Source organism: Bacillus sp. WC2507 (assembly GCF_052656125.1).
The window spans coordinates 563,607-575,983 of sequence record NZ_JBQXPN010000001.1 but is presented as its reverse complement, the minus strand read 5'-3'; the positions used below and the strand labels follow the sequence as shown (position 1 = coordinate 575,983).

The window sequence follows — 12,377 nt, the reverse complement described above, 5'->3', positions numbered from 1 at the left end:
AAAAGGAGATGGACACGATGACACAAAGCGCACCAGAATTTAAAGTTTTGCAAAGCATTGCATTCCTTGCTGTCGTTTTGCAAAGTTCCTTATTATATACAATGAATCAAGGAAATGTCTTACTTGAGCAATCCCTCATTATGGGCATGCTATTTAACCTTGCAAAATTTTCAGCACCTGCATTCATATTTATCGTCGGCTTTCACTTAATTCGGCAATATACAAAACAACTAGCCTACACAGAATATATTTATGAAAAAGCCGCACATTTACTCATTCCTTATTTCTTCTGGTCTATTCTTTACTTATTAACAACAAACGATATGATTACACTACAAAGCGGAATAAAAAGTTTATTACTCGGAACAGCCGCGCCTCATCTTTGGTACGTGATTATGATGTTCCAAATTCATTTATTGTTCCCTTTGCTGTGCACACTGTTTTATTGGTTTCAAAAACGGACAGAAAATAAAAAAGACATATATAAATATATGACCATCTTTGCTTGTCTATATTTCCTCTTAATGTGGTATTCTTCGCACTACATTTTTAATGGAGAGAAATTGACTAGCTCAACCATTTTACATTATACAGATCGTTCCTTCTTCTTCTACTCGTTCTATTTCGTCATGGGAGGAATCGCTGCTGTCGCACTAAAAACGTGGCGTACATTTGTCATGAAACATATCCCGCTTATCACAATATTATTTTTCATCTTATTTTTATTCATCAACTATGAGTTATTTAGTTTTTACGGAGCAAACTCTATTCATTTAACCGTTTCGACTTATTTAAAACCGTCTATGTTTTTATATATTGTATGCGAAATTATCATACTTTACGTTCTGTCTATTACAATCGTACAGCGACGCGGTTTCTTGTATAAAGCTTTACGATTTATCGGGAATTACACATATGGTGCTTATTTAGCTCACTTTTTCTTCTTACAACTATGTACAAAATTTCTTTCTTTATTTACACTGCAAGAAAACACAATATTATATAGCTTATTATTATTTACAATAACGGCCACAATCTCGATTTCAGCAATGGTTATTTGCAGTACACTACCACTTCATACGTGGATTACAGGGCCTTCTCCTACAACAAATGTGAAATGGGCGAAGGTTGTACTTCGGAAAAATCACGAAAAGGTATTCAAACCATATCTTTGATATAATAGAATTCCATACAAGAAAAGAAAGTAGGACGCACCTATGATTAATCAAATTGGACAAATTATGTTATATGTAAATAATCAAGATGAAGCGGTACAATTTTGGACTGAGACAGTAGGATTCCAAATTATTGCGGAAGAAAATAACGGACAAGGGTTTCGCTGGATTGAAATTGCACCAACGAAAGAATCAGGCACAAGCATCGTCCTTCACGATAAAGCGTTAATTGCGAAGATGCAACCTGAATTAAATTTAAATACACCTTCACTTATGTTCTTCTCTAATAACTTAGATCAATTGTATAAAGATCTTTCTGAGAAAAACGTTACCGTTGGACAAGTTGTAGACTTACCTACAGGTAGAGCATTCAACTTTGCTGATAATGAAAACAATTACTTTGCGGTAATGGAAAAGAAATAAGAAAAAGCTATCCGGAAAAATCGGATAGCTTTTTTTCATTTTAAGAAACTTGTTCCGCATTCGTTTCCCTATGCTGTATATGGCTCGTGATCCAAGCAATTCCGCCGGCAACAACGAGGTAGCATAACAATATTAAAATTTGCGTTTGTAATTGCGACCAATCTCCTAAAGAGATAACATCTTGTAATCCTCTAAGAGAATGAGACATTGGGAGAAACTGTCCAATTTTGCTAAGAACAGCTATGTTTAACTCTCCTGGGAAAGTCCCCCCGCTCGTAGCTAATTGTAATACGAGAAGCGTTACCGCTGCGAACTTCCCAACAAGACCAAATACCGTTACTAACATAAGGATAAATGTCATGAACGTAAAGGAAATAACAATACTTGATAAAACAAAGAGTGACACACTTGCAACTTCTAATTTCATAACTCCTAGCACAACCACATCCACAAGTAATGCTTGAATAAGTCCAATTACATATACTAATCCTAGTTTATTAATAAAATGTACCGTTCCGCTTACCTTCATATTCTGTCTACGACCAAGCGGTAAAATATTCGAAGCCATAATTCCGCCAACATAAAATGCAAGTGATAAGAAGTATGGTGCAATACCTGAACCGTAGTTAGGCACGTCAGAAACTGTTGACTTTACTAATTGAACCGGTTCTGAGAACATCGTATTGCGTGCATCATCATTGCGAACATCCGCTATCTTCTCTGCGCCCTCTCCTAATTTCGTAGAAAGTTCTTTCGCACCATCGTCAAGTTTAACAAGTCCGTTCGTTAACTGATCAGCCCCGTGATTCAGCTCTGTTCCGCCACTTGCAAGATGATTTACACCTTCTTGCAGGGATGTAAATCCATTTCCCCACTTCGTAAATCCATCTGCTAAATTCGAAGCACCATCTGCTATCTTTTTCGTTCCAGCAGTAGCTTCATTTAACTTAACTCCGAATGTATTCATACCTTCTTCAATCTTATGCTGACCATCCGCAAGCTTCTTCGCACCTTGCGTCAATTGTTGTTGGCCACCATTTAAAGCGTTTGTTGCTTTAGCTAATCCATTAGAAGTAGCAACGATTTTTTGAAAAGCAGGATCTTGCTGCACTTCTGGATGACTTTTCACGTACTCTTCTAATTGTTGTTTTACACTATTTGCTGCATTGTCCGCTTTCACTTGCCCTTCAGCAAGTTTCTCACTTCCGTTCACCCATTCATTTGTACCAGCACTTAATTCACTAACTCCTGATTGTAATGTTTTTTCACCTTGCGCTAATAACTCCATACCACTATGAAGTGATGTCGCTCCTTTACTCAGCTCGTTTGCTCCCCCAGTTAAGGCTGATTGGCTAGACGCAAGCTTGTCACTTCCCTCTTTCACTTTTGATGTCCCGTCACTTAAACGATGAATACCACCTGCAAGCTCATTTGCTCCATTTCTTGCATCTACCGTTCCTTCATGTAACTTCTCCGCACCATTACTTGCATCACCCAATCCTTGTGCTAAGTCTTGAAACTTTGAAAAGACACCTTCTGTATAAGATTTCGTAATACTATTTGAGATTTTTGTTTTCATATTTTCCACAGCTGTCGTTCCAATTTGAGCTGCTACAAAGTTTTTACCTGGATTTACTTTGTACTGCAATTGTGCCGGCTCTGGTTTCTCATCCATAAGCGTACTTACCTTTTTAGAGAAATCCTCTGGAATCGTAACAACCATATAATACTTATCTTCTTTTAACCCTTCATCAGCATTTTTTGCTGATACGAAATGAAAAGCTAATTCCTTGTTCTCTTTTAAATTTTTAACAAAATCGTCTCCTGCATGAATTGTTTTCTCATCCATTGCAGCACCCTTATCTAAATTCACAACCGCAACCGGTAATTTATCTAACCGTCCATATGGATCCCAATATCCAGCTAAAAAGAATCCTGAATAAATTAAAGGAACGATTAACAAAAAAATTAAAGCGATACGCCCATGTTTATGGTGCCACATCGCTTTCCAATCTTTAAATATAAGTTGAATTCCTTTCATGAAACATACTCCTTCTCCTAATTTAACACCATTAGAATGGTTTAACAGATTTACTATACACGTCACTTTCCATACTGTATAATACATCTTTAATTATCAATTCATTCCTTTTGGTCTATAGAAAGGAGAGTCAAAATGGAACTTCTTCAATTAAAATACTTTCAGACAGTCGCACGATTAGAACATATGACAAAAGCCGCGGAAGAATTGCATATCGCGCAACCTTCGCTCAGCAAAACAATTGCTAGATTAGAAAAGGACTTAGGCGTCCCATTATTTGATCGTCAAGGTCGGCAGATTACATTAAACTCTTTTGGAAAAGTATTTTTAAAACGAGTAGAGCGCATTTTTCATGAATTAAGTGAAGGCGAACGAGAAATTAAAGATTTAGCTGAATTACAACAAAGCTCTATTACACTGGCAGTTTCTATCCCGAGAATATTACCAGAACTACTCGGTTCTTTTTTACTAGAACATCCTAACGTTCGATTCCAACAGTTTCTCGCATCTACTCCTTCTATGAAACGACAACTAGATAATATAGAAATCGACTTTTGCATTTCTTCTGTGCCAATCGAAGGCGAGGAGATTATTTGGGAACCACTTATTACAGAAGAAATTTTCTTAGTCGTCCCTTCAGGTCATCGTTTATCAGGACGTGAAAGTATCTATCTACATGAAGTAAAAGACGAACCGTTTATTAGTATGAACACTGGTTATGGATTTCGGCACTTAACAGATGAATTTTGTAAAGAAGCTGGCTTCACTCCACATATCGCTTTTGAAGTAGATGAACCAACCGTGATTAGCGACCTTATTAAGCAAGGCCTCGGCATCGCTTTTGTCCCAAGTTTAACTTTATTAAAAAACTCTACTTTAGCACTAAATAAGTTACGTATTATTGAACCAAATTGCGAGCGAACTATCGGCTTAAGTTGGTCGAAGAAACGCTACTTATCGAAAACTGCTCAGCAATTTCGTAAATTTGTGATTCATTACTTCTCCAATATTAGGACGTAAAATTATATCAACAAATAAAAGGTGCCATCCTCATATGGTGGCACCTTCTATTATTCACTCTTCTCTAATTCCATTTCAGCTAACAGTGGTAGTACGTTATCGAAAATATGCGTATTATTATTTTCGCCTGTTACGTATCCACCGTAATATCTACTAAATACGTTATCATTTCGGAATGTCGACATATGATCATACAATTCCTTCGCAAACTTCGTATCGCCTGTTTGTAGTATGTACAAAATCGTTAATCCGTAAGCGGCTGGCGATTCATACTTCACAGTTTGTTTTCCCGTTTCTAAATTGTAACGACCATATAACTTTCCATCCTCCTGAAATTTCTTCTTTATAAATTCCATATAAGCATCGGATGAAAGACCACCTAAACTACGATGATATGCAACATATGATTGATCAATAAGATTCACTTCTTTATCGTACGTAAATGTACCATCTTCTTTATACTCTTTTGGGAACGCCCAGCCATGCCTTGGGTAATCCGCTAAAAATTGAACGACGTCCTGATATTGCTGATCAGAAACTTTTCCATACTTTTTCATATACGAAAATGCGTGTGGATTTATGTATGATGTAGTTACAAAATTATTTTGTTTGCCTGCATCTGCATCATAATAATCAACGTAATAATTACCTTTCCTATTGTAACGAAGTACAGCATCACTCAATTGATCTGCAAGATTTTTATAGCGCTCTTCCTTATACATTTCATAAGCACGATATAATTGTTCTATAATACGAAGGTCATCTATAAGTGCATTTGTAGCTGACTGCATTTCTCCCTTTTCAGAGATTTTCCATAAAACAATTTGATCCTTATGTACAAAGTTATTTTGAATAACCTTAACTTGTTCATCGAATAACGCTTGATCGTCTTTATCCAATGTATATTGTAGCCACAGTCCTGCCGATTCTGATAAAGCTTCACGGCCTTTCGCTTCACCCGTGCCAGCTTTTGTATACCCTAAACGATAGGTAGCAAGCGTCCCATTTTCATTCACCATATGTCTTAAAATAAAATGTTCTGTACGGTTTCCTTGCAAAGCTGACCAAAATACAATTCCACCTAAAGCGATTAAGAGAATAACCCCAATCCCTATATATAAACGTTTCCGCAATCTTTTCACCTCCTTATTCAGGCTAACCTTAATTTTAACAGAACATACGTCAATTAAAAAAAGACAATCTATTAGATTGTCTCCCTCACTTTATCCCTCGTAAGCCTCTTTAGAAGGTCTATATAGCGATTCCACGAGGCGATCATATTCACGACGCGTAATCTCTTTATTATACAGCTTCAATAATAAATCTCTATGCTCTTTTGAAAATGCCATCTTTTTAATGACTTCAGGATACATAAAACATCCTCTCCATTTCACATAAACTTCTTCAACTCGAAAACAGAACTTATGTTCGCATAAAAGATTATAAAATATTCCTTACTAAAAAACAAACAAAATATTATCAAATATTAACTTCTTTCTATTTAGAATATTCAAACATTATATTACCATATCCACTTTTTAAATACATATATATTTTTGGTAGTTTTTTTGAATAAATCTTCCAATTCAATCAGAAAATAATGGCAAAAAAGAAGAGGAGTTTACATATGGATACGGTAACACTAGCAAGAGCATTTTTTGGTTCTTCATTAGCATTCCACATTATCTTTGCAACACTTGGTGTCGGGCTTTCATTAATGATTTTTATAAGTGAAATACTCTATCACTGGAAGAAAGATTCCGACTACGCCATTATGGCGAAAAGATGGACAAAGGCGTTTGCCATCCTTCTCGGTGTAGCAATTCCAACTGGAACAATTGTTGGTGTGCAAATTTCACTTCTTTGGCCTGGTTTTGCCAAAATTGTTGGGCAGGTTATTTCTGTTCCCTTTCAAATTGAGATTTTCGCCTTCTTTTTAGAGGCTTTGTTCATGTCCATTTATGTATATGCAGCTGACAAACTACCTCCATTCATGAGATTAATTTCGTTATTCTTCGTCATGATTGGTGCCACGGCATCCGCCGTGCTTATTACATCCGCAAATACATGGATGAATACACCCGCAGGCTTTTCAATGGATCCAGATGGATCAGTTTTTAACGTTGATCCGTGGAAAGCTTTCTTTAATCCGAGTTTTGGCACAAGCGCATTCCATGTTGTGATTACAGCCTATGCAACTGGAGCAGCTGTCATTGCCTCTATCGCTGGATTTAAATTATTAAAGAAGAATTTAAGTGAACGTGAAGTGGCGTATCATAAAAAGGGACTACTGTTAGGACTGGTCGTGACATTTATTACAGGTGCTACGATGTGGCTTTCGGGACACGAATCAGCGATCGCCTTACATAAACATTCCCCTGAAAAACTTGCATCTGCTGAAGCTTTATTCGAAACGACGTCACATGCACCGTTATCAATTGGCGGGGTTGTAGATCCTAACACACTTGAACTAAACTATGCACTAGAAATTCCAAACATGCTTAGCCTACTAGTGGGACTAGACCCTAGCACTGTCGTCAAGGGGCTAAAGGAATTCCCACAAGAAACATGGCCACCATTTTACACACATACACTATTCAACTTAATGGTCGGCACTGCTGCCTTTACTTTTGCAGTTGCAGCAATCGCCCTCTTATATTGGTACTTTGTTTATCGAAAAAAAGGAGCAGAATTACCGAAATGGCTTCTTTGGGGAGCTGCCGCATGTGGGCCAGTTATGATGCTCGGTATTGAATTCGGGTGGATTTTCAGCTGTAGTGGTCGTCAACCGTGGACCATTTATGGTATGCAACGTACAGTCGATGCCTCTACACGCGCTGATTTTGTCGGTCCTTTATTTATTCTATTCATCATTTTATATATTGGACTCGGCATTTTAACAGTTTTTGTACTACGGACATTCTTTAAGAGACATCCGTTAAAGAATGATTTACATCAAGAAGGAGGCGATTCTCGTGCATGAGGAAAGTATTGCAATCATCATCTTATGGGCTCTTATTTTCGTATACAGTATATTAGGGTCCATCGATTTTGGAGCAGGTTTTTGGGGCATGGTATACGCAAAGCATCCAACGCTCGCTGCTAAGCTTGCCAATCGATACTTATCACCAACCTGGGAAGTAACAAATACATTTCTCGTCTTTGTCGTTGTCGCTTTTCTCGGTTTCTTTCCGAAAGCTGCTTTCACCCTTGCGACAGTGATGTTCGTACCAGTTATGTTAATTTTAATACTCATCGCAATTCGCAGTACATTCATGGTATTTGCTTACTCTTTGCCAAAGTATCAGTACCTCCTTCGGGTTATTTCAGGTATTACGGGGCTCTTAATTCCAGCCTTATTAATTACCGTTTTACCCGTTACAGAAGGGGCTTATATTACAATGACTGAAGGAAAAGAAGTACTCCTGTACGGAAAACTTCTTTCTAGCCCGGTTATCTACTGTTATATGCTCTTCGGACTAACTTCGGAACTATTTCTTTCCTCTCTCTTTCTTGCTGATTTTGCGAGAGAGCAAGGTTCAGAAGATTCGTATAGAATTTATAGAAGAAACGCTATCATCCTTGGTCCTGCAACACTCGTTACGGCGATTATCGCCCTCGTTGTAATGGATCCAGAAACACACTGGCTTATGCAAGGACTAATAAAGCAATTCCCATGGTTTACAGCTTCTATCGTTTTATTCGTTATCGGGTACTCTTCTCTTTGGTGGACAAACAAGAAGTATGGCTCATTAGGATACCCTCGCATTGCCGTTTTAGCAGTTGTCGCTCAATATGCATTTGCAAGTTACGCTTATGGTGTCGCGCATTTACCATATATTATTTATCCTGATGTAACTGTATTTACAAGCTTTACAACGACAGAAACATTCTATGCATTGCTTATTCTATACGCAATTGGAATTGCAATTTTATTACCAGGATTTATTTTCTTCTGGAATTTATTCTTGAAGGATCGAACTTTTTTGAAGGAAAAATAATATAGTGGGAGTCTGTTCCAAAAGGTATTTTGGGATGGACTCCTTTTGTCATATTTTGGCGGTAAATCGATATATTTTAAAAATCGCTGATATATTTCAATAATCGTTGATATAAATTTCATTTACTATCTTACTGCCCCAACAATTTATAGACTCATCTCATGATAGTTATTTCACTATTAGGGACACTTGTCCTTTAGCTTGAAAAACACATATTCACTTCATTCCATTATACGTCTAGTTCTTCTTATTTTTTGCTGAATATACTATCAATATAAACTTGAGACAAGCTACATTTGTTCAAGGGAAATAGAAAGGTAGGCAAAATATGAGCATTGAAATATGGATTACTATTATTGTATTCTTCTTAACAATGATTGTTGTCTTTTGGCGTCCTCGTGGCTTAAATGAGGCGTGGCCGGCAGCAATTGGTGCTGGCATTATCCTGATTACTGGACTTGTATCAAAGCCAGACGTCATGGACATTATCAGTAAAATTGGCGGTGCCTCCATAACAATATTAGCGACCATCGTTATGGCGGTTATATTAGAAAGCTTCGGCTTCTTCCACTGGTCCGCAGCGAAACTTGCAAATTTAGCAAAAGGCTCCGGTCGCCGTTTATACTGGTATATTCAATTATTATGTTTTCTTATGACTCTTTTATTTAATAACGACGGTAGTATTTTAATTACAACTCCAATTTTAATTCTTCTCCTAAAAAATCTTCAATTAAAACCACATCAACAAATCCCTTATTTATTAAGCGGTGCTTTAATCGCTACTGCATCTAGTGCACCAATTGGTGTAAGTAATATCGTAAACCTAATCGCATTAAATATCGTGAATATGACTCTTTATATGCATACTGCTATGATGTTTGTACCTGCAACACTAGGACTATTGTTTATGTCATGGCTTATGTACACAGTTTTAAAGAAAAAACTACCAGAAAGATTACCTGTTTCTTCATATGATATCGAAGAAATATTCTTCACAAAAAACTTCCATCCGTTAAAAGGAAAAAATTCTGTTAATACGAAACAAAAACGGACAAGATTTATGTTGAAAGTATTAGGCTTCGTCTTCCTTATGCGCTGTCTTCTATTCGTCGCATCCTTCTTATCTATCCCAATTGAAATTGTTGCAGTACTCGGTTCACTCGTTCTTCTCATCTGGAGATGGTACTACTTACGAACAAATCCTGTCGACATTTTGAAAAAGACACCGTGGCACATTTTAATTTTCGCCTTCTCTATGTACGTCATTATTTACGGACTTCACAACGCAGGGTTAACAGCGGCGCTTGTAAATTGGCTTGAACCAGTTGTAAGTCAACATCTACTCTACGCTAGCTTTGCAATGGGCGGACTCGTTTCTCTCCTCTCTAACGTCTTCAATAACCATCCTGCACTTATGATTGGTACAATCACATTAACAGAAATGGGACTAGACCCAGTCACATTAAAAACTATCTACCTCGCAAACATTATTGGTAGTGACATCGGTTCACTATTATTACCAATCGGTACGCTAGCTTCCCTCATTTGGATGTATATCCTGAAACAAAACAAGATTAAAGTAAAATGGAAAGACTATTTAAGTGTATCTCTTATCGTCATTCCTCTCACAACAGTCGTCACATTATTCCTCTTATACTACTGGGTACACCTCTTCTTCGCCTTATAAAGTGAAACTTTAATCAGTGGGGGTTTTCTTCATCCCCCACTGATTATTAGTTGAACCAATCGGGCTTTTATGGGCAGTTGATCCCCCACCTAACTTCTGTGCTTTCACTGAATTTTGAGGTGGGGGTCTTACTGCCCATTAATGCGGGATAAACGACAGAAGCCCCTTTTGCTACCGTCTTAGCAAAGGGGCTTCTTCTATATTTAAATTAGGTACTACAGTGTGATCAATCAAGTAAAGAGGTGTAACGTGTTATTGGTATAAATGACTACCAGTGTCTTTAAATTCTTTCGCTTTCTCTTTCATCCCTTTTTCAATTGCTTCTGTCGTTTCTAAATCATTTTCTTTCGCATAGTCACGAATGTCATGTGAAATTCTCATACTACAAAACTTCGGTCCACACATGGAACAGAAATGAGCCGTTTTCGCGCCTTCTGCTGGTAATGTTTCATCGTGATATTCCATCGCACGTTCAGGATCTAAAGATAAATTAAATTGATCGCGCCAACGGAATTCAAAGCGAGCTTTTGAAAGTGCATCATCACGCTGATGAGCCGTTTTGTGCCCTTTCGCAAGATCAGCTGCATGCGCAGCGATTTTGTACGTAATAACCCCCGTACGAACATCATCTTTATTGGGTAAACCTAAATGTTCTTTCGGCGTCACATAACAAAGCATCGCCGTTCCAAACCAGCCAATCATCGCAGCTCCAATCGCTGATGTAATATGGTCATAACCTGGTGCAATATCTGTCGTTAACGGTCCCAGTGTATAGAACGGCGCGCCCTGACAAATATCAAGCTCTTTCTCCATATTCTCTTTAATTAAATGCATCGGTACATGCCCAGGTCCTTCAATCATCACTTGCACATCATGTTTCCAAGCAATTTTCGTTAATTCACCAAGTGTTTCAAGCTCAGAGAATTGTGCTTCGTCATTTGCATCTGCAATCGAACCTGGACGTAATCCATCTCCAAGAGAGAACGAAACGTCATACTGCTTCATAATTTCACATATCTCTTCAAAATGAGTGTATAAGAAGTTTTCTTTATGATGGAATAAACACCACTGTGCCATAATTGAACCACCGCGTGAAACGATACCTGTCGTACGCTTTGCAGTAATCGGAATGTAACGAAGTAATACGCCAGCGTGAATTGTAAAGTAATCAACGCCTTGCTCCGCTTGCTCAATTAACGTATCACGATACACTTCCCACGTTAAATCTTCTGCAATTCCGTTTACTTTTTCCAGCGCTTGATAGATCGGTACAGTCCCAACTGGTACAGGCGCGTTACGAATAATCCACTCACGTGTCGTATGAATATTTTTACCTGTAGATAAATCCATAATCGTATCTGCACCCCAGCGAGTTGCCCAAGTCATCTTCTCCACTTCTTCTGCAATAGAAGACGATACAGCAGAGTTTCCGATATTTGCATTGACCTTCACGTGGAAGTTACGTCCGATAATCATCGGTTCTGCTTCCGGATGGTTAATATTCGCTGGCAAAATCGCACGGCCTTCCGCAATTTCCTTGCGAACAAACTCAGGCTCTACTCCTTCACGAATCGCAACATATTCCATCTCAGACGTAATGATGCCATTACGCGCATAATGCATTTGCGTAACATTTGCACCTTGCTTCGCTCTAAGCGGTTTGCGATCCATTTGCGGAAAAACAGGTGTATGTTTCGAAGCCACCTTCACACCGTCATCCTCTGGTTTCACTTCGCGCCCTTCGTACGCTTCTACATCTCCGCGCTCTAGGATCCAAGAGTGGCGCGGCGTTGGAATTCCTTTTTCTAGCTCCACTTTATACGCAGGATCTGTATAAGGACCGCTCGTATCATATACACGAATTGGCGGATTCGGAATGCCGTTCGTTTCACTTTGTTCAATCTCGCGCATCGGCACTTTCATACCTGCACGTGGTCCATCCACATACACTTTCTTACTTCCTGGTAAACTCGATTTCAATTCAATTTGCTCAGCTGAAACAGACTGTTTCATAACCTTTGTTGCCCCCC

10 protein-coding genes are annotated in these 12,377 nt (G+C 38.2%); 6 read left to right on the top strand and 4 right to left on the bottom strand.

Going from position 1 to position 12,377, the window contains the following annotated elements; genetic code table 11:
• Nucleotides 1-17: 17 nt before the first annotated feature.
• Complete coding sequence (locus ACUN28_RS03025; RefSeq protein ID WP_098405293.1) at nucleotides 18-1,175, top strand: acyltransferase; 1,158 nt, start codon at nucleotides 18-20, stop codon at nucleotides 1,173-1,175.
• A gap of 42 nt (nucleotides 1,176-1,217) precedes the next feature.
• Nucleotides 1,218-1,598, top strand: a complete 381-nt coding sequence (locus tag ACUN28_RS03020) for a VOC family protein (protein WP_016085551.1) — start codon at nucleotides 1,218-1,220, stop codon at nucleotides 1,596-1,598.
• Nucleotides 1,599-1,638: 40 nt separating this feature from the next.
• Here the strand turns inward: ACUN28_RS03020 and ACUN28_RS03015 are convergent, their stop codons facing one another.
• On the bottom strand, nucleotides 1,639-3,639 hold the full coding sequence (locus tag ACUN28_RS03015) for a YhgE/Pip family protein (protein ID WP_098405292.1): 2,001 nt from the start codon (nucleotides 3,637-3,639) through the stop codon (nucleotides 1,639-1,641).
• A gap of 135 nt (nucleotides 3,640-3,774) precedes the next feature.
• On the opposite strand from ACUN28_RS03015, the gene ACUN28_RS03010 reads away from it, so the two are divergent.
• Nucleotides 3,775-4,659, top strand: a complete 885-nt coding sequence (locus tag ACUN28_RS03010; RefSeq protein WP_016085549.1) for a LysR family transcriptional regulator — start codon at nucleotides 3,775-3,777, stop codon at nucleotides 4,657-4,659.
• Nucleotides 4,660-4,709: 50 nt separating this feature from the next.
• On the opposite strand, the gene ACUN28_RS03005 is transcribed toward ACUN28_RS03010, so the two are convergent.
• Entirely contained in the window at nucleotides 4,710-5,792 is a 1,083-nt protein-coding gene (locus ACUN28_RS03005) for a hypothetical protein (protein WP_016085548.1), read from the bottom strand.
• A 90-nt stretch (nucleotides 5,793-5,882) separates the two neighbouring features.
• The gene (locus tag ACUN28_RS03000) at nucleotides 5,883-6,032 is read right to left on the bottom strand and encodes a hypothetical protein (protein WP_000283175.1); all 150 of its coding nucleotides are present in this window, start codon (nucleotides 6,030-6,032) and stop codon (nucleotides 5,883-5,885) included.
• Nucleotides 6,033-6,286: 254 nt separating this feature from the next.
• On the opposite strand from ACUN28_RS03000, the gene cydA reads away from it, so the two are divergent.
• From cydA to ACUN28_RS02985, 3 genes are all read left to right on the top strand, one after another.
• Complete coding sequence (cydA, locus tag ACUN28_RS02995) at nucleotides 6,287-7,642, top strand: cytochrome ubiquinol oxidase subunit I (protein WP_016136041.1); 1,356 nt, start codon at nucleotides 6,287-6,289, stop codon at nucleotides 7,640-7,642.
• Nucleotides 7,635-8,660, top strand: a complete 1,026-nt coding sequence (locus tag ACUN28_RS02990) for a cytochrome d ubiquinol oxidase subunit II (protein ID WP_098405291.1) — start codon at nucleotides 7,635-7,637, stop codon at nucleotides 8,658-8,660. Before cydA ends, ACUN28_RS02990 begins: the two co-directional genes overlap by 8 nt.
• A 328-nt stretch (nucleotides 8,661-8,988) precedes the next feature.
• Nucleotides 8,989-10,347 carry an arsenic transporter gene (locus ACUN28_RS02985; RefSeq protein ID WP_016085545.1) on the top strand — a complete coding sequence of 453 codons (1,359 nt, stop codon included), beginning with the start codon at nucleotides 8,989-8,991 and terminating at the stop codon, nucleotides 10,345-10,347.
• Nucleotides 10,348-10,599: 252 nt separating this feature from the next.
• On the opposite strand, the gene thiC is transcribed toward ACUN28_RS02985, so the two are convergent.
• Nucleotides 10,600-12,360 carry a phosphomethylpyrimidine synthase ThiC gene (gene thiC, locus ACUN28_RS02980; RefSeq protein WP_016085544.1) on the bottom strand — a complete coding sequence of 587 codons (1,761 nt, stop codon included), beginning with the start codon at nucleotides 12,358-12,360 and terminating at the stop codon, nucleotides 10,600-10,602.
• Nucleotides 12,361-12,377 lie beyond the last annotated feature (17 nt).